Here is a 25,641-nt window from a genome sequence, read left to right as displayed (position 1 = left end):
AAAATCAACTTGCCGCGTCGGTACCCAAAAATAACTGATACGCCAAATTATGCGTCTCCAGCCAATACGGATAAGCTAAGCGCGTTAGGAAGGCATTAAATTGCGCATCCTCATTGGGCGGCACCTGAATCCCCACTAAGACCCGACCATAATCTGCGCCATGATTGCGATAATGAAATAAAGAAATATTCCAGTTGTCGCTCATGCCATTGAGAAAATTCAACAAAGCGCCAGGGCGCTCAGGAAACTCAAAGCGAATTAAGCGCTCATTCACCGCTTGCGGTGCATGCCCACCGACTAAATGGCGAATATGCAATTTGGCCAATTCATTGTCGGTTAAATCCACCGCAGCCAATTCATGACTCGCCAGCGTGGCAATTAAATCCACCACTTCGGAGCGATGCTGAATCGACAAGCCAACAAACACATGCGCCTCGCTGGCTTTGGCGTAGCGATAATTAAATTCAGTCACATTGCGCGCGCCAATCAAGCTACAGAAGGTGCGAAAACTACCCGGTTTTTCCGGCACCGTCACCACCATAATCGCTTCGCGTTGCTCGCCCATTTCGGCTTGCTCGGCCACATAGCGCAAGCGGTCAAAATTCATATTGGCGCCAGAAGCAATCGCCACAAAAGTTTGATCTTGCACGCCTTCGCGCGCCGCCCACGCCTTCATGCCGGCAATGGCCAATGCGCCAGCGGGCTCTAAAATCGAGCGATTATCTTCAAACACGTCTTTAATCGCCGCGCACATCGCATCGGTATCGACCAAGATTACGTCATCAACAAATTCTTGGGCTAAGCGAAAGGTTTCTTCGCCCACTTGCTTCACGGCCACACCGTCAGCAAAAATCCCCACTTGCGGCAAGGTAATGCGCTCGCCCAATTTAAGCGATAAATACATCGCATTGGCATCAGTGGGCTCAACGCCAATCACTTTGACTTCGGGGCGTAAACGCTTGATATACGCCGCCATCCCCGCCAGCAAACCACCGCCGCCCACTGGAATAAACACCGCGTCAATCGGATCAGGATGTTGGCGTAAGATTTCCATCGCCACCGTGCCCTGCCCAGCAATCACATCGGGATCATCATAAGGATGCACAAAGGTCGCGCCCGATTGCGCCACCAGTTTCATCGCGTGCTCGTAGCAATCGGAATAAGAATCACCAATCAACACCACCTCAGCGCCACGGCGCGTTACCGCATCCACCTTGATGCGCGGCGCAGTGGCTGGCATCACAATCGTTGCACGGCATTTTAAATATTGCGCGGCCATCGCCACGCCTTGCGCATGATTGCCCGCCGAAGCCGCAATCACACCGCGCTCTAAATCAGCGCGGGATAATTGCACCATTTTGTTATACGCGCCGCGAATTTTAAACGAGAACACCGGCTGCATATCTTCACGTTTGAAATACACCGTATTGCCAATACGACGCGATAAATTCGGCGCATGCTCAAGCGGCGATTCAATCGCAACATCGTACACACGGGCAGAGAGCGTTCGTTCGAGGTAGTCTTTATTCATTGGCGCAAACCTTGGTTTAACCCAATCGATGGCTTGGCACGCTGTGTCACCACTCGGTAGCAAGCCCTACCGCAGCACGATAAAGCAAGATCCAGCGGAAAACATATTGATGACACGACCCAAGTCATGGATTGAGAACGGCGAAAAAATAGGCGATTGATTATTTCAATCGCCTATTCTAACCGCAAATTCACAGCTTACACAGTTAGTCTGCGTAATCTCGATAAGACATTCTGATTTCTTCAATTTTGGGTAAACAACGGAAAAACGCCTCCACCACCTCAGGATCAAAATGCGTTCCTGATCCGGCTTGTATTTCTTCTAATACCCGCTCTCGCGACCAAGGCGGTTTGTAGCAACGAGAATGCGCCAGCGCATCATACACATCGGCCAAAGCAATAATTCGCCCCGCAATATGAATTTGCTCACCGACCAATTGCTGCGGATAGCCGGTGCCATTCCACTTTTCATGATGCTGATGCGCAATCACCGCCGCCATTTTTAAAATCCGTGGTTTAGACGCTTTAAGCATTTCATAACCAAGCTGCGCATGGGTATTCATCACCGCGCGCTCTTCGGCGTCTAAGGCGCCCGGTTTATTGAGTACCGAATCGGGAATACCGACTTTGCCAATATCGTGCAAAGGACTGGCGATGCGAATAATTTCAGCGTCTTCTTCACTCATGCCCAGCTCAATGGCCATCGCATAAGAAAACTCAGCCATGCGGTGAATATGCTTGCCAGTGTCTTTTGAGCGATTTTCGATCACTTCGGACAGCTGATAAATAATACTGCGCTGCGTTTCTTCGATCTCTTTATTGAGCATCAAGTTTTCGTAAGCAATCGCGACATTCTTACAAAACATATCGATCAAATTAGCGTCAGGGTGCGACAACGCCACCGGACCATCAATAATCAGTAAATTCACCGAGCCAAGTGGCGCTTGAAAAAAACCAATAAAGTGATCGGCCGCAAAAATGCTATGCCGCTGCGCAAGTGCTTCATCAATCGATGGCTTTAAACGACTTAACTCGGCATTGTCCAAATTCTGGCCACAAAAAGCCTGATAACCGCCGGTGGCGTACATAATAGTTAAATCATCGCTTTGCGATAGCGCCGCCATGCCGCCACTGACCACCACATACAACGCGTCTTGTTCAAAAAACAATAACGACTGCAATTGCTCGAGCACGCCTTGCGCGAACTTAATCACCGATTGCTGTTTAAAAATCGTTGTCGAGGCATCGACAACTTTAATTAAGCCACGGCGATTGGCGTCTAATTGTCGGCGTTGATGTTCAATCAACATAATGTCGTTGTAAGAGCGCAACGTGCCTAGCACTGCCGTATACAATTTATCCCGAGTTAGCTCGGTTTTGGCCTTGTAATCATTGATGTCGTAGTTTTCAATCACGTGTCGTTCTGGCGCAACCCCGGGCTGGCCGGTGCGTAAAATAATCCGAATATGATGGTTGTGCAGTTTTTCACGAATATCTCTGGCCACATTCAAACCGGCGTCTTCTGACTCCATCACCACATCGAGCAAAACCAAGGCAATATCGTCACGCGTATTGAGCATATCCAAGGCTTCTGCGCCCGAATAACACGACAATAAATTCAACGGCCGATTTAAAAAATCAATATTAGATAGAGCCAATTTGGTCACATGATGAATATCGGGTTCATCATCCACCACCAGTACATTCCACGGCTCTATCTCCGCACGGAGCGATAAATCAGTATCTTCTTCGAGCCAGTTTTCATCATCAATCATCATGCGCCCCTGTTAAACCCCATCGTGCGATCGCCTCTTACAACACACGCAAAAATTTTATATATTTAAACCCTTGTTAAGCAAAGATAAAAACTAGCTAACGTCATATTCACGCAAGCCATACACAGTAGATTAGTCAAAATTCAGGGAAATGCACTAGCTATCACACCGGTATTCACATCAGCGTCTCCTCCAAGTCACACTCAGACCTTTAAAAATCGCCAAATGCCCAGATGTGATTCACAACCGTATGCTTAAGGATTGCGCCATGACTCAAATGACCCCACAAGAAATTGTCCACGAACTGGACAAACACATCGTCGGCCAAGCTGCTGCCAAAAAAGCCGTTGCCATTGCGCTGCGTAATCGCTGGCGTCGTCAGCAAGTGGCCGAGCCACTGCGCAGCGAAATCACCCCAAAAAATATCTTAATGATTGGCCCGACTGGCGTGGGTAAAACCGAAATCGCCCGTCGTTTGGCCAAATTATCTGATGCGCCGTTTATTAAAGTTGAAGCGACTAAATTCACCGAAGTGGGCTATGTCGGTAAAGACGTGGACAGCATCATCCGTGACTTAATGGAAATCGCCATTAAGCAAGTTCGCGATCAAGCCATCAGCAAAAATCGCATCAAGGCCGAAGACGCCGCAGAAAACCGCGTACTCGATGTGCTATTGCCGCCCGCAACGCCAACGTATGGCGAAGTGAATGCCAATGATGGCATGAGCGAAACTCGGCAAAAATTCAGAAAAATGCTGCGTGAAGGCAAGTTTGACGACAAAGAAATCGAAATCCAAGTCTCAGCCACCGCCCCGACAATGGAAGTGTTTGCGCCACCGGGAATGGAAGATTTTTCTAGCCAGATTCAAAACATGTTTAAAGGTGCAATGAGTGAAAAAACCAAGGCGCAAAAACTCAAAGTGCCCGACGCGCTCAAAGCACTGATCGACGAAGAAGCCGCCAAACTAGTCAATGATGAAGACACCAAAACCGAGGCGCTACGCGCGGTTGAGCAAAACGGCATTGTGTTTATCGACGAAATCGACAAAGTCACCACCCGCTCAGAAGGGCAAGGCGGTGAAGTGTCACGCCAAGGCGTACAGCGCGATTTGCTGCCGCTAGTGGAAGGCACCACCGTGACGACTAAATACGGCATGGTTAAAACCGACCATATTTTGTTTATCGCGAGTGGCGCGTTTCATTTGGCCAAACCATCGGATTTGATTCCTGAATTACAAGGCCGTTTCCCGATTCGCGTTGAGCTAAGCTCGCTCACGGTGGATGACTTTGCCACCATTCTAACCGGCACCGATGCTTGCCTCGCCAAGCAATATCAAGCCCTGCTAGCGACTGAAGACGTCGAGCTGGTGTACACCGAAGACGGCATTCGCAAACTGGCGCAAATGGCATGGCAAGTCAATGAAAGCACCGAAAACATCGGCGCACGCCGCTTGTATACCGTGATGGAGCGTTTACTCGCCGACATTTCATTCGACGCCAAACGCGGCACGGTGACTATTGATGCTGAATTTGTCAGCAGCAAACTCGCCAGCGTCGCCAGCAACGACGACCTCGCCCGCTTTATGCTGTAAATCATAGCCGAGTTGCTTGAATTTAAAACTTCAAAGACCAAGGTATTTCCATCTAGCTATGATATTTAAATGGCTAGGTGGCAATACCCATTAAAAACTCATCGCAATACTCATCCCTGAGCCTGATACATTCGGGCCAAACATATAGCGCATTAAAAACCGGGTTCGGGTGACAAATACGGCATGCGCGCTGCTATCGACCTCAAAGCCCAAACCCACGGTAGATAAATAATCAAAGCCCAAGACCCCTGCTTGATCGCCGTAATAATGCGAATGCGAGGCTTCTAAAACATAACGCAGTGGACGGCTTAAAAAAGTCAGTCCCGTCGGCGCGCGATATCGCGTCCATAAATTGGCGGTTTGTGAAGTGGCGCTGCCCGATACGGCGGCATCGGTTTTGAATGTTTTTAGATGCACTTGCGACAAGCGCAGCTCTAAATCCACTTCATATTCGGGCTTGACCAGCTCGTAATCGAGCATTAAAGCGCCGCCTAAGCCGTACACATTCATGCTGCCTTTATCAAAAAAATTAAACTCTTTACCGGTTTTATAATTAATCCACCAATTGGCGATTTTTAAATCACTCGCCACCGTGCCCAATGAAAAATTAACAATCGGTCGCAACACCCAATTTTCTGCCAGCGGAAAATCCCAGCCGATACCACCGGTGCCACTCACGGAAGTCCATTTGAGGGGAATTGCACGCTCTTGTTCACCATTGGTGGCGACAAAAGTCGGGTCAAAACGACTGCCCGCCAACGCACCTTCCAAATACAAAGGCAGATCTTTGCTGATGGTTGAACCGCCGCCCAATTGCGTCATCATTAATTTATTGTTTTCGCTTTGTGCGCCTTTAATCGACAAACTACTGGCGGCTAAATCCAAAATCACCGAATACGACATCAAAGACAGCACCGCATTGGCGCTGCGCTGCACATTGCTATTGGGCAATAAATGCAGCTCTTTTTTGTCATTCGCCCATGCCGGTAATGCGAGGCTGAAACCAAGTATTAAAACCAAGCCAATTTTGCGCATAAATAATATTCGATTAGAGGTATTGCGAAGAGATTTTCAGCATAGCACTAAGTCTTTGCAGCCCAGCAAAGCCATGCATTGGCGCAGCATTAACACGACAAATTGTCATTATTTGGCCTCATCCAAGCAAAAAAACCAAATATTGACCGCCATCAAAAACAGCTCATTATGTGCAGCAAGCAAAACAAAAACACCATATATTGTGTTTGCTTCGAGATAAAGCCACAAACCAACACAATAAGCTGCAGGCCAAAAGCAAAAGCCCTGTCAGCCAATAATCTCAATACCTGTACCACCGATTACGCATCAAGGAAAAAACAGCCATGCTCAAAGTGATTAAACGCGACGGCGCCCAAGCCGCCTACGACAGTGCCAAAATTTTTGAAGCCTGCCGCCGCGCTGCCACTGCTGCAAAATATCCGCAGCCAGACCAATTGGCCGAGCAAATCACCAGCCAAGTTGAAATGCAATGCCGCACTTTGAGCCAGCACAGTGCCCCGAGCGGTTTATTAGATATTCCAACGATTCAGCAATGGGTCGAAGACGCCTTGATGCATGATTACCCCGAAGTGGCGCGGATTTATATCCAATATCGCTACGACAGAGATCGCACGCGCGCGCAAGGCTCGGAGCTACACGCCAAACTGATGGGCTTAGTCAATAAAACCGACAGCGAAGCCACTACAGAAAACGCCAATAAAGACGCCAATGTTTTCCCGGTGATGCGCGATTTGATGGCCGGCATTGTCTCAAAACAATTTGCCAGCACCTTTTTGCCCAAAGATATTTTAGAAGCGCACCACCAAGGCGATATCCATTTTCATGATCTGGATTACTCGCCGTTTTTGCCACTAACCAATTGCTGCCTCGTCGATTTAGAAGGCATGCTCAAAAACGGCTTTCGCCTTGGCAATGCCAAAATCGAAAGCCCTAAATCAGTCGGCGTAGCTTGCGCGGTCACAGCACAAATTATTGCTCAAGTGGCCAGCCATCAATATGGCGGCACGACGATTCCCAATTTGGACCAAGTGCTCGCGCCGTATGTGCTCAAAAGCCACGCCAAAAATTTGGCCATTGCCCATGAATACGGCATTACCGATCCAGAACGCTACGCCACCGAGCGCACCGAAAAAGAAGCCTACGACGGTATTCAAGCGTGTGAATATGAGATCAACACGCTATTTAGCTCCAATGGTCAGCAGCCCTTTGTAACCTTCTCATTCGGCATGGGCACCAGCTGGGCCGAGCGCATTATTCAGCAATCGATTTTGCGCGTGCGAATTAAAGGCCTAGGCAAAGAAGGCACCACGCCGGTGTTTCCTAAATTGGTGTTTTTTATCGACGAAGGCATCAACCTCAAACCCACCGATCCCAATTACGACATCAAACAATTGGCGCTCGAATGCACGTCTAAACGCATGTATCCGGACATTATCTCGGCCAAACTCAATCGCCAAATTACCGGTTCGAGCGTGCCAGTGTCGCCGATGGGCTGCCGCAGCTTTTTACCCGCTTGGCGCGATGAACAAGGCCAAGAAATCCTCAATGGCCGCAATAATTTGGGCGTAGTCAGCCTGAACCTGCCGCGCATTGCCATTGAAGCGCAAGGCAATATTGAGCAATTTAATCAGTTATTAGCGCAGCGCCTGCAAGTGTGCTTACGCGCACTCAATATTCGCATCCAACGCCTGCAAGGCGTAAAAGCCAATGTCGCCCCGATTTTGTATACCGAAGGCGCGTTTGGGATTCGACTCCAGCCGCAAGACGACATCATGACGCTATTTAAAGATGGCCGCGCGTCGATCTCTTTGGGTTATATCGGTCTGCACGAAGTTGGCGTATTACTGTTTGGTCAACACCCTGCCGACAGCAGCGCCGCGCAAGCCTTTTTGCATCAGGTGGTCAAAACCATGGGAGATGCCACGCAGCGCTGGAAAGAAGAAACCGGCTTGGGCTTTTCGCTATATTCCACGCCAAGCGAATCGCTGTGCTATCGCTTTTGTAAACTCGATCAAGAACGCTTTGGCGACATTAGCGACGTGACCGACAAAGGCTATTACACCAATTCATTCCATCTGGATGTGTACCGCAAAGTGAATCCATTTGAAAAAATCGACTTTGAAACCGGCTATGCCGAGCTCGCAACCGGCGGCCACATTACCTATGTTGAGCTGCCGAATATGAAGCACAATCTATTGGCGCTCGAACGCATTTGGGATTACGCCATCGAACGTGTGCCGTATTTTGGCAGTAATACGCCGGTTGACGCCTGCGGCGCTTGCGGCTTTATGGGCGAAACCCTCGCCACCGCCAACGGCTTTGTTTGCCCCGACTGCGGCAACCACGACAGCGCCACGCTATCAGTCACCCGCCGAGTCTGCGGCTACCTCGGCAGCCCCAACGCTCGACCGTTTAACAACGGCAAACAAAAAGAAGTCATGCGCCGAGTCAAACACCACGCGCATGCGGTTGAGTGATTGGGGATTGGGCGTTGGGCGCTGGACGTTGGACGTTGGAAAAAGCGTAGGTACGAATAGCGCAGCGTATTCGTACGCATGAAATCGCCGAAATAAAATGTACGTGCCACGACACGGCGGAGCCTGCGATTTCGCTGCGCTCTGTCGCAGCGACAATGCTAGAGTTTCTGTAATGCAAACTGTAGGCTTGAATATTGATGCCAAATTATCGTCGGGCTTTTTTGCGGGTGGAACTTGGTTTTTTACCGTTAACCTGCTGCAGCGTCGTGGAAATGATTTGCTGGTACGAGAAATTGAAACATTACGGCATGTGGTGTGGCAGGTGCGCAAGCGTCATCCATTTACAATTGATGCGTGGGTTGTACTGCCGGAGCATTTGCACGCGGTGTTAACGCTGCCGCCTGATGATGCGGATTTTAGTCTGCGCTGGCGCTTGATTAAAAGTGGCTTTTCGCGCGCTTTACCCAAAACAGAGCACTTGTCTGTTGTTCGCCAAAAAACAGGGGAGCGGGGCATTTGGCAACGGCATTACTGGGAACACTTGATCCGTGATGAGCTGGATTATCAACGACACGTTGATTATGTACATGTGAATCCACTCAAGCACGGTTTGGTCAAACAAGTGAGTGACTGGCCGTATTCTACTTTTCATCGCGCAGTGGCGGCGGGGATTTATCCGGCAGATTGGTGTGGGGATATGACGGCCGAGGCAGCGGATGATTGATGGCGATGCCACATTCGTACGATTACGCTACGCTAATCGTACCTACGGAGCTGAATACAATCATAAACAACAGGTATATCCATCAACGCATTTTAAATAAAGACTCACAGCCCAATACCCATGAATTACGACCGCTATTACACGCATGATCTCATCAACGGCCCCGGCATCCGCGTGACACTTTTTGTCAGCGGCTGCCAACATGCGTGCGAAGGTTGCTACAACCCATCAACATGGGATAGAAAATCCGGCCAAGCCTTCACTGCTGAAATCGAACAAAAACTACTGCAAGCCTGCGAATCACACGACGGCCTTAGCCTCTCCGGCGGCGACCCACTGCACCCAGCTAATCGGGAAGCCATCCTCCAACTCTGCCAAGCCTTTAAACAGCGCTACCCAGAAAAAAACATCTGGCTCTGGACTGGCTACGTGTTTGAAGACCTGCAAGACCTCGCCATCATGCAATACATCGACGTGCTTATCGACGGCAAATTCGACCAAAACCAACCCACCAGCCAACCCTGGCGCGGCTCTAGCAACCAACGCCTGATCGAACTTAAAAACTACCGCAGCTGTGGTGGCGATTAGATTACAGCGGGATTTGGGATTTGGAAAAGCGTAGGTACGAATAGCGCAGCGTATTCGTACGCATGAAATCGCCGAAATAAAATGTACGTGCCACGACACGGCGGAGCCTGCGATTTCGCTGAAAATCAAAGGGGTCAGAGTCGATTGATTTCTTGTTTCCCGCGCCCTCAGCTGCACTAAGCTAAATCCTCCCTTGCACAGAGGCTTTCCCATGGCACGCCGAGCCCGTTTTGTACTGCCAGGCCATCCGCAGCATGTCATTGTTCGCGGCAATAATCGTGATCCGATCTTTATCGCGAATGAAGATTACCATTTTTATTTGGACAAGCTCCGCGATGCCGCTAACGCGCATGGCTGCGAAATTAATGCCTATGTACTCATGACCAACCATGTGCATTTGCTACTGACTCCGCTGGCCGAAACCAGCACGGCAAAACTAATCCAGCAGCTTGGACGCTACTATGTGCAGTATTTTAATTATGCCTATCGCCGCAGCGGGACTTTATGGGAAGGTCGCTACAAGGCCAGCCTGATCGATAGCGAGGCCTATGCATTGATCTGCCATCGGTATATCGAGCTAAATTCGGTTCGCGCAGGAATGGTGGCGCATGCGGTGGATTACCCATGGTCGAGTTATCGCAGTCATGCTCTGGGCGTGGATAATCCGGTACTGACCCCACATGCTTTGTATCAATCCTTGGGCGATTCCGCCGAGGCGCGGCAAGCGGCTTACCGCGCATTGTTTGATACGGCGCTGGATGCAAAAACCTTGGACCAATTACGCGTGGCGGTCAACAAGGCGTGGGTACTGGGCGATTCGCAATTCAAGGCACGTATTAGCAGCCAACTGGAGCGCCTAGTTGAGCCTTTGGGCCGAGGGGGCGACCATAAATCAGCGGCATTTCGCAATGGTAAACAGGTCTGAGTTGAATGGAAAGCAGATCAATCGACTCTGACCCCTTTGATTTGATGATTGATGGCGATGCCACATTCGTACGATTACGCTACGCTAATCGTACCTACGGAGCTGCCTAAGTTAGTCAATCAAAGTGACGATTTACGTCAATAATCACAAAAATTCGATTGGTTTCATGTCAACAAGACCTCTCTCAAAGCTGGCACAAGACTTGCTTATACCAATTCAAGTCATAATGACTACCTCACTCACTGGAGAACTAACATGAACCGCACAATGCAACGCGCACAACAAGGTTTTACATTAATTGAATTGATGATCGTAATTGCGATTATCGGTATTTTGGCTGCTGTCGCTATTCCTGCTTACAGCGACTACACCAACCGCGCAAAAGGTACTGAAGTAATCTTAGCGGCAAGCACTGCACGCACATGTGTAACAGAAGCTGCATCAGCTGCAAATATTACTGCAGCAGACTCCTGCGATGCAGATTTTGTACCTACAAAATATGTTACGAGCCTAGCTGTCGATGATGCAGGCGTTGTTGTCGCAACAGGTAAAATCGTAGCTGATGATGACTTTGTAGTTACTTTAACACCAACACTGAATGCTGGCGGCAATGCAATTGAAAGCTGGACTTGCAATACGAGCAAACCAGCATGGGCACCATCTTCTTGCAAAGGCTAATTAACCGGTAAGACAACGGCCTCAATACCCCGCCATTCGCGGGGTATTTTTTTACCCGCATTTATTTGGACTCAACAATTTCCAAAAAAATAGCACAGCAAATCAAAGGGGTCAGAGTCAATTGATTTGCTCGCGATCCAACTCAGGCCATAGCTACGATTAGCGCAGCGTCATCGTCCGCATGTGGCATGCCGATCTTGAATGCTGTTTGATATCAAAGCCGCCCCAACGCCGCAGTATATGCCGCGTTTTTCTCTCGTTTACCGACAGAGAGCACCAAGACAATCACTTGTGCATCAATCACTTGATAAACTAAGCGATAGCCAACGGTGCGTAATTTAATTTTATACAGATCAGCTCCGCCACTCACTTTTGCACTGAGGATGCGTGGATTTTCGAGGCGTTCTTTTAATTTCTTTTTGAATTGCTCAGCCACGGTACGATCCAGCTTGCGCCATTCAATGCCTGCATCTTCATGAAAGACCAGCTTAAAGCTCATCGAGCGACACCTCGATGAGCGGCTTACCATCGTGCAATCGGCTATTAGCAATCGCCACCAGCTCAATATCTTCTAAGTGATCCGCTAAGGCTTCCCAAACAGAGGGACTGATCAAGTAACCGACGGGCTTATTACGATTCAAAATAGCCACCGGCTCAAATTCTGCCGCGCTCAATACCGCAGCAGGATTTGCTTTAAGCTCACTGATGCCAACGGCTTTACTCGCTAGTATATTTTGCATCACACGCCCCACAATGAAGTAAATAAAAATCATTTTAGTCCATTAAAAGCACTTTTAAAAGACCTTTAAATCAAAATCGAATCAAAGAGGGTCAGAGTCACTGACCCCTTTGATTCTAAACCTGACCATTTTTGTCACAAAAACTGCCGCAAATGGTAAAAATACCTATACCGAAAACAATATCAATCTGACTACCCATCCCCCATTCAACCTTTCCACCCCACTCTCACATTAAAACTTCCCTGACAAATCTGGGCTTGTTACCATCAAGCGCATCAGTTAACGAGGTGGCGTATGCGTTTATTTTTGGTGGCTTGCTTATTACTCAGCGCCCTCCCTGCCTTTGCGGCGCGGAATTTGCCGGAAGGGGCTTATGCGCAGATGGATTATTATGCGCCGCCGGTGATTCGTTTGAATGGGCAGGATTTTTCGGTTTCGGCGGCTTTTCAGGTGCGTGATCAGCAAAATCGCTTGATCCCTGCGCAGCGTGTGCCGCGTGATGCGCCGGTTTGGGTGCAGCTTGAAGCCAACCGCAAGGATTTGGTATGGAAAGCGTGGCTACTCTCGCCCGCTGAGATTGATTTCCTTAAATCCATCGGCCGAATCAAAGAACCGCGCGGTGTTTTTTTGTGGATAGGCTGCTGGTTTGTTGACTGCAATGCGGTGCAATAGTGAAACAAGCACAAGCCATTGCTCGCATTCTGAAGGAGAAGCAATAATGTCAAATACCGGCCTTAGCAAATGGGATGTCGCGGACTACCTCAAAACCGAAGAAGAGATGACTTTGTATTTTGAGGCCTGCCTTGAGGAAAACGATCCACAGCTTATTGCGCATGCCTTGGGCGATATTGCCCGCGCTCGCGGCATGAGTCAGCGCAAGGCCTGGCCTTAAAGGAACTGGTCAAGCTCACTTTGCTTCGTGTGGCAGTAGCTAACCACCACTGGCAATAAGATACAAGAAGCTGGCTTGCCAGCGAAAGTTTTCCTTATTGAGCTCGCCTTCGCGGGCGAGCCCGCTCCTACCAAGGCCACGCTTTTTATGGGTTTCTGCAGCAAAGGTAGAATCAGCTGTGTAGCTGCGATTTGCGCAGCGTAATCGCCCGTATGGCATCATTGCGAGCCAGCGCTGGCGATAACGCGGCGCAGCCTGCGATTTCGCTGCGCGCTATCGGGGCTACGATATTGTGCAAGTCGGCAGTCCTAATTGCCGCTGCTCATCCCGGTGTAACAAATCCCATGTCATAAGAGCGCCGCTTGCCGGTCGATTTGCGTTAAAATCACGCCCTGGTCTTTGCTGGCAAAACTGCCCAATACAGCCAATTTTATTCTTATTTTATTGCCTTCCAAGGGTATTGCTATGCAGCCCTTGTTGATAAAAGCAGTAAAACCAATACCCCTATAGAAGAAAGCGATGAGCAAAAAAGTATTTATTAAAACCTTCGGCTGCCAAATGAATGAATACGATTCAGACAAAATGGTCGACGTATTACATGCGGCCGATGGCTTGGTGAAAACCGATAATGTCGAAGAAGCGGACATTATTTTATTTAACACCTGCAGCGTGCGCGAAAAAGCGCAAGAAAAAGTCTTCTCCGATTTAGGCCGTGTTCGTGAGCTTAAACTGGCCAATCCCAATATCGTCATCGGTGTCGGCGGCTGTGTGGCCTCGCAAGAAGGCGATGCGATTATCAAGCGCGCGCCGTATGTGGATATTGTGTTTGGCCCGCAAACCCTGCACCGCCTGCCTGAATTGATTGCCGAAAAACGCAAGTCCGGCATTAGCCAAGTGGATATTTCCTTCCCCGAAATCGAAAAATTCGACCACTTGCCACCCGCTCGGGTTGAAGGCGGCGCGGCGTATGTATCGATTATGGAAGGCTGTTCTAAATACTGCAGTTTCTGCGTGGTGCCGTACACGCGTGGCGAAGAAGTATCGCGCCCGTTTGAAGACATCTTGACCGAAGTTGCGCATTTGGCGCAGCAAGGCGTGAAAGAACTGCATTTGCTCGGCCAAAATGTGAACGCGTATCGCGGCGTGATTTTGGATGGCGAAGACGCTGGCGAAATCGCCGATTTGGCGACTTTACTGGAATACGTGCACGAAATACCCGGCATCGAGCGCATTCGCTACACCACCAGCCACCCCAAAGAAATGACGGCGCGGATTATCGATTGCTACCGCACTTTGCCAAAACTGTGCTCGCAATTACATTTGCCGGTGCAAGCGGGGTCGGATCGCGTGTTGGTGAATATGAAACGCGGTTACACCACGTTGGAATACAAATCAGTGATTCGCAAATTGCGCGAAGCGCGCCCTGATTTATGCTTTTCTAGCGACTTTATCGTCGGCTTTCCGGGCGAAACCGAAGAAGACTTCGAGCGCACGATGAAGCTAATCGAAGACGTGGGTTTTGATACCAGCTACAGCTTTGTTTACAGCCGTCGCCCAGGCACGCCAGCGGCTGATTTGCCGGATGATGTGCCAGAAGCCATCAAACTGGCGCGCTTGCAACGCATGCAAAAACGCCTAGAGCAACAAGCCGAAGCGATCAATCTATCGATGATTGGTAGCGTGCAGCGCGTGTTGGTTGAGCGTTTTGCCAAAAAAGACAAAACCGAGCTCGCTGGCCGCACCGACAATAACCGCATTGTGAATTTTGAAGGCAGCCCACGCCTGATGAATCAGTTTGTTGAAGTTCGCATTACCGATGCCTTCCCACGCAGCTTGCGCGGCGAAATCATAATTGCTGAGTGAGGTATGGGATCTATACCAAAGCACAGCAAGAACTGATATTTAAAAAACCGTCATTCCCGCGAGTTGTTGGCGGGAATCCAGCTGCGCGGCTGGATCCCCGATCAAAACATTCGGGGATGACGATGTTCTTTAGAATTGCTATTTTCGGAAATTTTGTCGATCCATCTCCTGATCACCCGCCCTGCCCTTGAGAAAAACCTGTGCATACCGAATCCATCCATTTCACGCCCATCGATAATCTGCGCCTCGCCAATTTATGCGGCGCTTTAGACGAAAATCTAAAACAAATCGAAGTCGCTTTTGAGGTAACCATCAGCCGTCACAACGAGACGTTTCGGGTGGCGGGTGCGCTCAAAGCAGTTCGTCAGGCGCTCGATGCGTTGGAATGCTTTTACGAAGACAGCGCCTCGCCACTCGACGTCGATGCGGTGCAATTGGGTTTGATGGAAATCTTGCGTAATCCCAACGCGCAAATTATTGATCCTACCGTGCCGCAATTGCGTACCAAACGCGGTGATTTACGCGGGCGCACGCCGGGGCAAAATGTGTATATCAAAGCCATTGCCGACAACGACATCACGTTTGGCATTGGCCCAGCCGGTACCGGCAAGACGTATCTAGCGGTAGCCAGCGCCATTGATGCGCTAGAGCGAGATACCGTGCAAAGATTAGTCTTGGTTCGCCCCGCCGTTGAGGCGGGTGAAAAGCTGGGCTTTTTGCCGGGCGACTTGGTGCAAAAAGTCGATCCGTATTTGCGGCCACTGTACGACGCGCTGTACGACTTAATGGGCGTAGAAAAAGTCACCAAGTTATTTGAAAAACAAATTATCGAAATCGCCCCACTGGCGTTTATGCGTGGCCGAACGCTAAGCCACAGTTTTATTATTTTGGACGAAGCGCAAAACACCACGCCAGAACAAATGAAGATGTTTTTAACGCGGATTGGTTTTGGCAGCAAAGCGGTGATTACCGGCGACGCTACGCAAGTAGATTTGCCTAAGCATCAAAAATCCGGCCTGACCGACGCGCAAGAAGTCTTGCTCGGCGTGCGCGGCATTGGCATTCACCACTTCACCGCCGCCGATGTGGTACGCCATCCACTGGTGCAAAAAATTGTTACCGCGTATGAAAAACACCATTTAAAAACAACAGCTAAACCTTGAAGTTCCGACGCAGAGTCGCAGAGACACAGAGGAAAAACGAGTAAATCTTAGCTAATTCATTAGAAACTCTTTGGCTTTTCTCCGCGTCTCTGCGACTCTGCGTTGAAAGGTTTTTGGAGTGACCAAGTAGAATTAGTTTTAACTCCAATTAGCGGTTTTCTCTGTGAGGCTCTGTGTTCTCTGTGATTCAAGATTTAGGTTTTAAGACTTCCAATCCATGAGCAAACTCGTGCAAATGATTACGATACAAAACGCCAGCCGCAACAGCCCCATTCCGCGTAAAAGCTTATTAAAAAAATGGGTGAGTGCCGCCTTGTCCGCGCAAATTGCGCACGCTGAAATCACGCTGCGCTTTGTCGATACCGACGAAGGCCAAACACTGAACCGCGATTATCGGCAAAAAGATTACGCCACCAATGTACTGACCTTTACTTTTGATGACGAATTGCCACAGGTTTCAGGTCAGCCTTTAATGGGTGATTTGGTATTGTGTGGTGCGGTGATTGAGCGTGAAGCGCAGCAGCAAGGCAAGCCCTTATTGGCGCATTATTGCCATATGGTGGTACATGGTACGCTGCATCTACAAGGATTTGACCATCTTGAAGAGGCTGAGGCCGAAGCGATGGAGTTGCTTGAAACCCAAATTGTCACGCAGCTGGGTTATGATGACCCCTATCTGACCGAGCGTGAATAATTTCGCCGCTTGCTAAGCACAAGCTTGCAAGTGAGCGTCATTTTTTAGCCGCTCCCTGATTCCAGCCCCTTTCACAAGAGAGGAACACCGGCGGTCATTGCGACGCCAACTTTAGGAGTAATTTGAATTATGGACGACGTTCCGTCCCCGAGTTATAAGCCCAGCTTATTAGAAAGATTGACCCATTTCCTGTTACGGGAGCCGGAAAACCGCGGCGAACTGGTTGAAATTCTCCACACTGCTTTTGAGCGCCAATTACTCGACGCCGATGCCCTCGGTATGATCGAAGGCGTGCTCAATGTAGGCGATATGCAAGTGCGCGATGTGATGGTGCCGCGCTCGCAAATGGATGTCATCGACATCAACGACTCCCCTGCCGAATTTATCCCCTTTGTCATTGAAACTGCCCACTCGCGCTTTCCGGTCATCGACGGCAGCAAAGACCATGTATTGGGCGTATTGCTGGCCAAAGATTTGCTGCGGTTTTATGCCAACGACAGCGAGTTTAATGTGCGCGAAATGCTGCGCCCTGCGGTGTACATCCCCGAAGCCAAACGCCTAAATGTGCTACTTAAAGATTTTCGGAATAATCGCAACCATATGGCGATTGTCGTCGATGAATACGGCGGCGTTGCCGGATTAGTCACCATTGAAGACGTGATGGAACAAATCGTCGGCGATATCGAAGACGAATACGACGAAGATGAAGACGAAGACAATATGGTGCAAGATCGCAAAGGCCATTGGCGCGTCAAAGGCGTGACCGAACTGACTGATCTGAATGAAACCATCGGTAGCCGCTTTCCAACCGACGAGTTCGACACCATTGCTGGGGTGATGATGGATTGCTTTGGCCATGTGCCTAAGCGTGGCGAAAGCATCGATTGCCATGGCTACCACTGCTTGATTTTGCGCGCCGATAGCCGCCGCGTGCATTCAATCTTGCTCGAGAAAATCACCGATCATCACGAAGCTTAAGTCATCGATGGATCACGATAAAACAATGCGTCGTGATCCAAACCACCTCCTCTTTGCAAACCACCTTGCACCGCAACTTCGCTTTTAAAACCATGCCCAAAAACCGCTATCTATTACTCCTGATTCAATGCCTTGCCGGCGCTAGCGCTGTCGCCGCTTTTGCGCCTTTGTCGCAATTTTGGTTGCTGCCAATTTCGCTGTGGATTTTATTTACTGGCTGGCAAAACGCCGGTTCGGCACGGCAAGCTTTGTGGCCGGGTTTGGCTTGGGGACTGGGGTATTTCATTGCCAATGCCGGCTGGATTTACATCAGCTTACATACCCACGGCAAAATGCCAGCACCCGCAGCTGCGGGCGCAGTGCTATTGTTTGCCGCATATTTAGCTTTGTTTCCGATGTTAGCCGGTTGGCTCACATGGAAAATGCCTTGCCGCGATAGCTGGCGCTTTACGCTGATTGCGCCAACGATATTTATTTTATGTGAATGGCTACGCGGTTGGCTGTTTACTGGTTTTCCATGGGCATCGGTCGGTAGCGCACAAATTGATTGGCTTGGCGGGCTATACCCTATTATTGGCAGCTATGGCGCAGGTTGGTTAATGACTTTATGCGTTGGCGTATTTTTATTGGATAAAAAAATTGCGCTCGGCTTAGCAATCGCATTATTCAGTAGCAGCCAATTACTGCAAAAAATCAATTGGACGCAGCCCATCGGCGAGCCACTCAAAGTCAGCGTTTTGCAGGGCAATATCGGGCAAAGCATGAAGTGGAATAGCGATTTTTATTATGACAGTTTAAAAAGCTACCTCACGCTGACTCAAGCCGCCCAAGGCCAGCTGATCTTGCTGCCAGAAACGGCGATTCCGTCGTTTTTTAACGAGATCCCGCCCGACTATTTGGCCGAACTACGCCAAATCGCGCGGCAAAAATCCGCCACGCTGTTAATGGGCGTCGCCACGCGTGGGCCACAGCCAGATCAGTATCAAAATTCCGTGGTGAATTTAGCCCAGCCAACCCAAGAGCAGTATGCCAAATCACACTTAGTGCCGTTTGGTGAGTACATTCCGCTGCCGTGGCTATTTGGCTGGGCGTATCAAATGCTCGAGATGCCAATGAGCGGTTTTCAGCGCGCCCCACTGGCGCAAGCGCCATTGACGATGAATGGCGGGCTGATTGCCGCCAATATTTGTTACGAAGACGTTTTTGGCGACGAAATCCGCATTAACGCCGCCAACGCCACATTGCTAACTAACTTTACCAATATGGCGTGGTTTGATGGCTCTTGGGCGGCCGAACAACACGCGCAAATGGCGCGCGCCCGCGCACTCGAAAACGGCCGCTACCTCATCCGCGCCACCAATACCGGCAAAACGGCGATTATTGATGCCAAAGGCCGAATTGTGAGCAGCTTACCCGAGCAAACCCAAGCAGTTTTAGAAGGTGAAGTTCGCCATATGCAAGGCCATACGCCGTATCAATGGGCCGGTGATAAACCGGTGATTGGCTTTTTGGTGGCGCTATTATTACTGGCTTTTTTGCGCAGTCGCCAAGACTAAAACCGGCACAAAAAAACCGTTGTACTGGTTCAGACGCCAGTGACAACGGTTTTTTGGCTTTGTTCAGATTTGATGTTGATGATGTATCACAAGTGCTTGAGCGGATCGACTTCAGCGCCTTCCCCCTCGACGGGGGAAGGTTGGGATGGGGGTGTTGAGCTTAAAATATACGCCGGCGTATCACCCTCACCCTAACCCTCTCCCATCAAGGGAGAGGGAATGCCGCGAAGCTTTCGTCACCATCAACACGTAATCTGAACATCGCCGGTTTTTTTCGTCATATTCAGATTTGAAGTTGATACCGTGCCGCGATCGTCAGTCTAGGGCTTTAAACTGCGCCACTGATTGCGACGGTAAAAAGCCGCGCCCAAGGCAGTTAAAAAATGCCCTATATGACTATACAGCCTCATCCTGATTGGGCTTGGCGTATTTTGATGGCACTTCTTTGGGAAAAAACACCGTGCGGGTTTTGGCAAAACGATCGTAAATAAACTGCTTATCGCGATCAAATAGCGCCCAAATAAACGGCAATACAAATAAGCCGCCGGCAATATACAAGCCCAGTTGATATTCCGGCTGTTTACGCGCCAACAGATAAATCGGCAATAAAGGCAGATAACAGCCGCTCGCCAGCACAAAACGAATCAACACCGCTTTAGGCGTTAAATTGGCGCCGTCTTGCATCAACAAGCGGCAGCGCCAAGTTTTCATCGCCAAGGTTTGCCCGCCGCGCAGCCAGCACCAGCCAAAATACAATAGGGTCACCAGCGTCAGCCACGCAAAATTGAGCGCATTGAGCCAAGGATATGCACTTAACTCGGTCACCGCTTGGCCAGACAGCAGCTGAAAGCCGCCTTGAAACAGCCCTTCAGCAATCAATAACAAGGCAGTGAGTAATAAAATCTCATACAAAAACGACACAAAACGGCGTGTTAAACCCGCGCTGATTAACATATTGGTCCTACTCAGTTTTTGGTGAATTACAGCAAGCTTGGCTGGCTCGTCGTTGATGGCGCTGATGCATCAGTTTTTGTCGCTCTTCAGGCGACATCGCTTGCAAGCGTCGGTAGTTTTCGCGCGCGCGCTCACGCTGCTCAGGGCTTAATGTGGCCCATCGATTTAATCGCGCCCGCATTTTTTCTTGATGATGCGGCGGCATTTGCGCAAAGCGCAAAGCCAAGAGCGAAAATCGTTGCTGATCTTCCGTCGGCAAACCATCCCATTGCGTTTGCATGGCGCTTAATACGTCGCGCTGAGCTGGCGTTAATTCCGACCAAGCTGGCGCGGCCTGCGCCGCAGCACTCCAAACCAATACGGTACACAGCAATATGATCCATCGTTTCATCGTGGCGGCGCATCCAATAAAGTGGGGTCGAGTAAATCGTCCATCGCCACATCGCTACTTAATAAAGCCAAATCAATCGACCTGGTCATTGGTTTGGCCTGCTGCTGTTGCACGAAAGTGACACTCAATAACAGCACCAGCAATACGCTGACCATGCTGATTTTAGGGTGGGTATTGACCAGCGCCAGCACCTCGCTCGCGCGAGAATGTGGCAAGCCGGCCTGTGCTACCGCCGCTTGGCGCGCCTGAATTAAACGGGCACGAATATCCTCAGGAATCGGCGCATCCGCCACCTGCCGACTCAATTGTGCTAAATGCTGCTGCTTTGCTTCATCAAATTCATTCATAGGGTGAGCCCCTGTTGTTTAAGCCAATCGGCCAAGGTATGGCAGGCACGCGAACAATGCGTTTTGACACTCCCCACTGAGCAGCCCATCACTTGCGCGGTTTCTTGCACATCGAGTTCTTCCCAATAACGCAGCAAGAAGGCTTCGCGTTGACGTGCTGGCAATAAAGCCAGTCCTTCTTCGATTAACGCCATATTTTGCTGCTGTAAAACCGCCTGTTCTGCGCTGGGATTGAGCTCACTATTGTGCGGCACATAAGATAGCGGATCGGCTGCGTCAGTTTCATCATCAGAATTAGAAGAAAACTTTGAATACAAACTCACCCAAAATTGACGCAATTTATTCCGACGAAGAAAGTCTCGTATCGTATTTTGCAAGATAGTTTGAAACAACATCGGCCATTCAGACGCGGGTTTGTCAGCATAACGCGTGGCTAATTTCAGCATGGCATCTTGCACAATATCCAAAGCGTGCTCATGATCGCGCACGGCGTACTGCGCTTGCCGCCATGCACGGCGCTCGACGCTGGCTAAAAAATCATTTAATTGCTGCTGACTTGCCAAACTTAGACTCCAAAACAGGGATGCGTAACACTGCTGCCAAATAGCCAGCAAAAACAGGGGATTGATACTAACAAAAGCAAAAATATTCAGCCAGAAAAACTTGCCAAAATAAAGCCTATCGTTTACCTTTAACCCCCTACACCAAGTCACTAAAGCGACCGGTCGTTTAAACAGACGGCAGGGGCACTGGATCAACACCGCAAGCGCATCACACTTCGTTCTTGATGGCCACAAGCCAGTGAACTGCGGCAAGTCCAGTTAATAAAATGCCCGTTGTAATAGATAAGCCCGTAAAGCTTACATACGCGGCATTGCCTATTGAATGCTCTTCAATAGTTGCCTGCTGCTAACTAGCAGCTTGCACCAACCGATCAACGATTGACTCAGGACTTATCCCATGCAGATCTCGGGCGCTGAAATTCTTGCGCGCTGTCTTGCCGAAGAAAATGTCGAATTTGTATTCGGCTATCCCGGCGGCGCGGTTTTGGAAATCTATGATGCGATTTTCAAACAAAACAAATTCAAACACGTACTCGTTCGTCATGAACAAGCTGCCGTTCATGCTGCTGATGCTTACTCACGCTCCAGCAATAAAATTGGCGTGGCGTTAGTTACATCCGGCCCAGGGGCCACCAATGCTTTAACCGGCATTGCCACGGCGTTTATGGATTCGATTCCGATGGTGGTGATTTCTGGTCAAGTCGGCACGCCGTCAATTGGCTCAGACGCCTTCCAAGAAGTCGATATGGTTGGCTGTTCGCGCCCGATTGTGAAGCATAATTTCTTGGTCAAAGATGTTAAAGATCTAGCAACCACGATCAAAAAAGCGTTTTATATTGCCACCACCGGTCGTCCCGGCCCAGTGGTGATTGACGTACCGAAAGATGTGACGCAAGCCAAAGCGGTGTTTGAGTACCCTAAATCGGTCTCGATTCGCAGCTATAACCCGCCGGTAAAAGGCCATCCAGGGCAGATCAAAAAAGCGGCGCAATTACTCTCTGAAGCGAAACGTCCGTTTATTTATGTTGGCGGCGGCGCGATCTTGGGCAATGCCTCAGCAGAAGTCACTGAGTTGGTGCGCATGCTCAATGTGCCATGCACCAATACGCTGATGGGTTTGGGCGCATATCCGGGATCGGACCCGCTGTTTGTCGGTATGCTCGGCATGCACGGCACGTATGAAGCCAATATGGCGATGCATTATGCCGATACGATTATTGCCATCGGCGCCCGTTTTGATGACCGAGTGATTTCGAATCCGGCGCAGTTTTTGTCGCAAAACAAACGCATCGTGCAAATCGACATCGATCCATCGTCGATTGCCAAACGCGTGAAAGTCGACGTGCCTATCGTTGGCGACGTGAAAGACGTACTCAAAGATTTGATCGCGGTTCTGAAAGAAAGCAACGCCCGTCCAAGCGAAAAAGCCTTGAATGCGTGGTGGGATCAGATTAACGAATGGCGTGCACCGAAAAGCTTGTGGTATCCACAAGACGACGAAATTATTCAGCCGCAATTTGTGATGCAAAAACTATTTGAAGTCACCGGTGGCGAAGCGATTATCACCTCCGACGTCGGCCAGCATCAAATGTTTACCGCGCAATATTATCAATTTAACCGTCCACGCCAATGGATTAACTCTGGCGGCTTGGGCACGATGGGCTTTGGTCTACCGGCTGCGATGGGTGCCCAACTGGCTAATCCAGATGCCGATGTGGCTTGTATCACCGGCGACGGCTCGATCCAGATGAATATTCAAGAATTGTCGACGTGCAAGCAATACCACACGCCAGTGAAGATTATTAATCTGAACAACGGCTACTTGGGTATGGTTCGCCAATGGCAAGAGTTCTTCTATGGCACGCGTTATTCTGAGTCGTATGTGGATGCGCTACCTGACTTTGTGAAGTTGGCTGAAGCCTATGGTCACGTTGGCATGCAAATCACCAAGCCAGCCGACGTTGAGCCCGCACTACGCGAAGCGTTTGCGATGAAAGAGCGCTTGGTATTTATGGATTTCTTAACCAATCCCAAAGCCAATGTGTTCCCAATGATCCAAAACGGCAAAGGGCTCAACCAAATGGACTTGCCACCGCATATGCAATCAATGCAGCTTGTGCCATTTGAAAACAACCGTGATTACGGCAATCTTTGCTAAGGAGAGATGAACATGCGCCATATTTTATCTGTCCTAATTGAAAACGAAGCCGGTGCGCTATCGCGCGTGACGGGGCTGTTTTCGGCTCGTGGCTACAATATTGATTCGCTAACGGTGCAAACCACCGAAGATCCAACGATGAGCCGTATGACGATTGTCACGCATGGCTCAGAAGAAGTGATCGAACAAATCACCAAGCAGCTCAACAAGCTGATTGAAGTGGTTAAAGTGATCGACCTGAACGAGGCCGATCACATTGAGCGTGAACTGATGCTGATTAAAGTACGCGCTACCGGCAAAGATCGCGACGAAATGAAACGCATGGCGGATATTTTCCGTGGGCGCATCATCGACGTGACCGAAAAAACCTATACGATTGAACTGACTGGCACCGGTGAAAAGCTCAGCGCTTTTATCAGCGCGCTCGACCAATCGGCGATTTTAGAAACCGTGCGCACCGGTGCCTCAGGCATTGGCCGTGGTGAACGGATCTTGAAACTATAACGGGGTATTTAACTGTAAGCATTTGCAGTTAATGCCTATAAAGCAATACCCATTAACCATAAGACTCTATTGCAGTGCTGCTGTACCCCTTCCCCCTTGACGGGGGAAGGCTGGGATGGGGGTGTGGCTTACGGATGAACTCCGTAGTTTCACCCCCACCCTAACCCACCCCCGACAAGGGGGACGGAATTCACCCACCAGAGAAATTACATTTAACTAAGGAAATAACATGAAAGTTTCTTACGATAAAGATTGCGACATCAGCATCATCAAATCTAAAAAAGTAGCCATCATCGGTTACGGCTCACAAGGCCATGCCCACGCTTGCAACTTGCAAGATTCAGGCGTTGATGTAACGGTTGGTTTGCGCGCTGGTTCTGCTACCGTAGCTAAAGCACAAGCCCACGGCTTAAAAGTAACTGACGTAGCCACTGCTGTTGCTGGCGCAGATGTTGTCATGATTTTGACCCCAGATGAGTTCCAATCTGCATTGTACAAAAATGAAATCGAACCGAACATCAAGCAAGGCGCAACACTCGCTTTCGCTCACGGCTTTGCGATTCATTACAACCAAGTGGTGCCACGTAAAGACCTCGACGTCATCATGATCGCGCCAAAAGCACCTGGCCACACGGTACGTTCAGAATTCGTGCGTGGCGGCGGCGTGCCAGATTTGATCGCGGTTTACCAAAATGCATCAGGCAAAGCGCTGGAAATCGCTATGTCTTACGCTTCAGGCGTGGGCGGCGGCCGTACTGGTATCATCGAAACGTCATTCAAAGACGAAACCGAAACTGACTTGTTCGGCGAACAAGCGGTATTGTGCGGTGGCGCAGTTGAATTGGTGAAAATGGGTTTTGAGACCTTGGTTGAAGCCGGGTACGAGCCAGAAATGGCGTACTTTGAGTGCTTGCACGAATTGAAATTGATCGTTGATTTGATGTTCGAAGGCGGTATCGCCAACATGAACTACTCGATCTCAAACAACGCTGAATACGGCGAATACGTGACTGGCCCACAAGTGATCAACGAAGAATCTCGCAAAGCAATGCGTCAAGCACTGAAAAACATTCAGTCTGGCGAATACGCGAAACAATTCATCTTGGAAGGCCAAACTAACTACGCATCAATGACCGCAGCGCGCCGCAACAACGCCGCACACGGCATTGAAGTAGTGGGTAACAAATTGCGCTCAATGATGCCTTGGATTCAAGCTAACAAAATCGTTGACCAAACTAAAAACTAATCTTTAGCGGCTGCAACGTGATTGAGCCAAGAAGAAAATAAAACATCTTCGCTGCGCGGCTCGTGTACTCAACGTACACGTCGCCGCTAGCTTCGCGCCCAATCGCGTTTCGCTCGCTAAAATGATGGATTAATTAAAAAAACCGGCTTCGCGCCGGTTTTTTTACATTTATATCAATTCGTTTATTTCTGGATCAACTCTTGGACATTAACCAATAACTCGTAAGCCACAATCGTAGGGGGCAATGAGCTTTAGCGAATTGCACCGGC

General features: G+C 49.6%; 25 protein-coding genes. 16 read left to right on the top strand and 9 right to left on the bottom strand.

The window, feature by feature from the left end; translation table 11 throughout:
* Nucleotides 1-4: 4 nt before the first annotated feature.
* Entirely contained in the window at nucleotides 5-1,531 is a 1,527-nt protein-coding gene (gene ilvA / locus Q0V82_RS10830) for a threonine ammonia-lyase, biosynthetic (protein WP_297575635.1), read from the bottom strand.
* Between the two features lie 205 nt (nucleotides 1,532-1,736).
* Entirely contained in the window at nucleotides 1,737-3,308 is a 1,572-nt protein-coding gene (locus tag Q0V82_RS10825) for a response regulator (protein ID WP_297575633.1), read from the bottom strand.
* Between the two features lie 265 nt (nucleotides 3,309-3,573).
* Between Q0V82_RS10825 and hslU the strand changes: the two genes are divergently transcribed.
* Nucleotides 3,574-4,896 (top strand): ATP-dependent protease ATPase subunit HslU, encoded by a 1,323-nt coding sequence (gene hslU, locus Q0V82_RS10820; protein WP_297575631.1) that lies wholly within the window; start codon nucleotides 3,574-3,576, stop codon nucleotides 4,894-4,896.
* A gap of 90 nt (nucleotides 4,897-4,986) precedes the next feature.
* Here hslU and Q0V82_RS10815 read toward each other — a convergent pair whose 3' ends face one another.
* Nucleotides 4,987-5,931, bottom strand: a complete 945-nt coding sequence (locus tag Q0V82_RS10815) for an autotransporter domain-containing protein (RefSeq protein WP_297575629.1) — start codon at nucleotides 5,929-5,931, stop codon at nucleotides 4,987-4,989.
* 323 nt (nucleotides 5,932-6,254) lie between these two features.
* On the opposite strand from Q0V82_RS10815, the gene nrdD reads away from it, so the two are divergent.
* The 5 genes from nrdD (at nucleotide 6,255) to Q0V82_RS10790 (ending at nucleotide 11,323) form a co-directional block, all read left to right on the top strand.
* A complete protein-coding gene (gene nrdD / locus Q0V82_RS10810; RefSeq protein ID WP_297575627.1) occupies nucleotides 6,255-8,408 on the top strand; it encodes an anaerobic ribonucleoside-triphosphate reductase in 2,154 nt (717 codons plus the stop codon).
* A 172-nt stretch (nucleotides 8,409-8,580) separates the two neighbouring features.
* Complete coding sequence (locus Q0V82_RS10805; protein WP_297575625.1) at nucleotides 8,581-9,132, top strand: transposase; 552 nt, start codon at nucleotides 8,581-8,583, stop codon at nucleotides 9,130-9,132.
* A gap of 120 nt (nucleotides 9,133-9,252) precedes the next feature.
* Nucleotides 9,253-9,720 (top strand): anaerobic ribonucleoside-triphosphate reductase activating protein, encoded by a 468-nt coding sequence (nrdG, locus tag Q0V82_RS10800; RefSeq protein ID WP_297575623.1) that lies wholly within the window; start codon nucleotides 9,253-9,255, stop codon nucleotides 9,718-9,720.
* A gap of 211 nt (nucleotides 9,721-9,931) precedes the next feature.
* Nucleotides 9,932-10,645 (top strand): transposase, encoded by a 714-nt coding sequence (locus Q0V82_RS10795; RefSeq protein ID WP_297575621.1) that lies wholly within the window; start codon nucleotides 9,932-9,934, stop codon nucleotides 10,643-10,645.
* Between the two features lie 255 nt (nucleotides 10,646-10,900).
* Nucleotides 10,901-11,323, top strand: a complete 423-nt coding sequence (locus Q0V82_RS10790) for a prepilin-type N-terminal cleavage/methylation domain-containing protein (RefSeq protein WP_297575619.1) — start codon at nucleotides 10,901-10,903, stop codon at nucleotides 11,321-11,323.
* 214 nt (nucleotides 11,324-11,537) lie between these two features.
* On the opposite strand, the gene Q0V82_RS10785 is transcribed toward Q0V82_RS10790, so the two are convergent.
* Together Q0V82_RS10785 and Q0V82_RS10780 are read right to left on the bottom strand one after the other, a co-directional pair.
* Nucleotides 11,538-11,822, bottom strand: coding sequence for a type II toxin-antitoxin system RelE/ParE family toxin (locus Q0V82_RS10785; protein WP_297575617.1), 285 nt, complete (start codon nucleotides 11,820-11,822; stop codon nucleotides 11,538-11,540).
* A complete protein-coding gene (locus Q0V82_RS10780; protein WP_297575615.1) occupies nucleotides 11,812-12,063 on the bottom strand; it encodes a type II toxin-antitoxin system prevent-host-death family antitoxin in 252 nt (83 codons plus the stop codon). The genes Q0V82_RS10785 and Q0V82_RS10780 overlap by 11 nt, the downstream gene beginning before the upstream one ends.
* 294 nt (nucleotides 12,064-12,357) lie before the next feature.
* Between Q0V82_RS10780 and Q0V82_RS10775 the strand changes: the two genes are divergently transcribed.
* The 7 genes from Q0V82_RS10775 (at nucleotide 12,358) to lnt (ending at nucleotide 19,209) form a co-directional block, all read left to right on the top strand.
* A complete protein-coding gene (locus tag Q0V82_RS10775) occupies nucleotides 12,358-12,735 on the top strand; it encodes a hypothetical protein (protein ID WP_297575613.1) in 378 nt (125 codons plus the stop codon).
* A gap of 46 nt (nucleotides 12,736-12,781) precedes the next feature.
* Nucleotides 12,782-12,955, top strand: coding sequence for an addiction module antidote protein (locus Q0V82_RS10770; RefSeq protein WP_297575611.1), 174 nt, complete (start codon nucleotides 12,782-12,784; stop codon nucleotides 12,953-12,955).
* Between the two features lie 519 nt (nucleotides 12,956-13,474).
* Nucleotides 13,475-14,818: a tRNA (N6-isopentenyl adenosine(37)-C2)-methylthiotransferase MiaB gene (miaB, locus tag Q0V82_RS10765; protein ID WP_226763231.1), complete on the top strand. Its 1,344-nt coding sequence runs from the start codon at nucleotides 13,475-13,477 to the stop codon at nucleotides 14,816-14,818.
* Nucleotides 14,819-15,018: 200 nt separating this feature from the next.
* Nucleotides 15,019-15,981 (top strand): PhoH family protein, encoded by a 963-nt coding sequence (locus tag Q0V82_RS10760; RefSeq protein WP_297575608.1) that lies wholly within the window; start codon nucleotides 15,019-15,021, stop codon nucleotides 15,979-15,981.
* Between the two features lie 217 nt (nucleotides 15,982-16,198).
* The gene (gene ybeY, locus Q0V82_RS10755) at nucleotides 16,199-16,675 is read left to right on the top strand and encodes an rRNA maturation RNase YbeY (protein ID WP_297575606.1); all 477 of its coding nucleotides are present in this window, start codon (nucleotides 16,199-16,201) and stop codon (nucleotides 16,673-16,675) included.
* 129 nt (nucleotides 16,676-16,804) lie between these two features.
* Nucleotides 16,805-17,653 (top strand): HlyC/CorC family transporter, encoded by an 849-nt coding sequence (locus Q0V82_RS10750; protein WP_297575605.1) that lies wholly within the window; start codon nucleotides 16,805-16,807, stop codon nucleotides 17,651-17,653.
* Nucleotides 17,654-17,685: 32 nt separating this feature from the next.
* Entirely contained in the window at nucleotides 17,686-19,209 is a 1,524-nt protein-coding gene (gene lnt / locus Q0V82_RS10745; protein ID WP_297575603.1) for an apolipoprotein N-acyltransferase, read from the top strand.
* Between the two features lie 396 nt (nucleotides 19,210-19,605).
* Here lnt and Q0V82_RS10740 read toward each other — a convergent pair whose 3' ends face one another.
* From Q0V82_RS10740 to Q0V82_RS10725, 4 genes are read right to left on the bottom strand one after another with little or no spacing between them, the layout of a single operon-like run.
* A complete protein-coding gene (locus Q0V82_RS10740) occupies nucleotides 19,606-20,163 on the bottom strand; it encodes an RDD family protein (protein ID WP_297575602.1) in 558 nt (185 codons plus the stop codon).
* 7 nt (nucleotides 20,164-20,170) lie between these two features.
* The gene (locus Q0V82_RS10735) at nucleotides 20,171-20,554 is read right to left on the bottom strand and encodes a DUF3106 domain-containing protein (protein ID WP_297575600.1); all 384 of its coding nucleotides are present in this window, start codon (nucleotides 20,552-20,554) and stop codon (nucleotides 20,171-20,173) included.
* A complete protein-coding gene (locus tag Q0V82_RS10730; protein WP_297575598.1) occupies nucleotides 20,551-20,901 on the bottom strand; it encodes a DUF3619 family protein in 351 nt (116 codons plus the stop codon). The genes Q0V82_RS10735 and Q0V82_RS10730 overlap by 4 nt, the downstream gene beginning before the upstream one ends.
* The gene (locus Q0V82_RS10725; RefSeq protein WP_297575596.1) at nucleotides 20,898-21,464 is read right to left on the bottom strand and encodes an RNA polymerase sigma factor; all 567 of its coding nucleotides are present in this window, start codon (nucleotides 21,462-21,464) and stop codon (nucleotides 20,898-20,900) included. Before Q0V82_RS10725 ends, Q0V82_RS10730 begins: the two co-directional genes overlap by 4 nt.
* Before the next feature lie 397 nt (nucleotides 21,465-21,861).
* On the opposite strand from Q0V82_RS10725, the gene ilvB reads away from it, so the two are divergent.
* The 3 genes from ilvB (at nucleotide 21,862) to ilvC (ending at nucleotide 25,372) form a co-directional block, all read left to right on the top strand.
* Nucleotides 21,862-23,622 (top strand): biosynthetic-type acetolactate synthase large subunit, encoded by a 1,761-nt coding sequence (ilvB, locus tag Q0V82_RS10720; protein WP_297575594.1) that lies wholly within the window; start codon nucleotides 21,862-21,864, stop codon nucleotides 23,620-23,622.
* Nucleotides 23,623-23,634: 12 nt separating this feature from the next.
* Nucleotides 23,635-24,126: an acetolactate synthase small subunit gene (gene ilvN, locus Q0V82_RS10715; protein WP_297575592.1), complete on the top strand. Its 492-nt coding sequence runs from the start codon at nucleotides 23,635-23,637 to the stop codon at nucleotides 24,124-24,126.
* Between the two features lie 229 nt (nucleotides 24,127-24,355).
* Complete coding sequence (ilvC, locus tag Q0V82_RS10710; RefSeq protein WP_297575590.1) at nucleotides 24,356-25,372, top strand: ketol-acid reductoisomerase; 1,017 nt, start codon at nucleotides 24,356-24,358, stop codon at nucleotides 25,370-25,372.
* Nucleotides 25,373-25,641 lie beyond the last annotated feature (269 nt).

The organism is uncultured Deefgea sp. (assembly GCF_947072475.1).
In the GTDB taxonomy this organism is placed as follows: Bacteria; Pseudomonadota; Gammaproteobacteria; order Burkholderiales; family Chitinibacteraceae; genus Deefgea.
The sequence above is the reverse complement of the archived record's forward strand: the minus strand, read 5'-3'. Positions and strand labels throughout refer to the sequence as shown.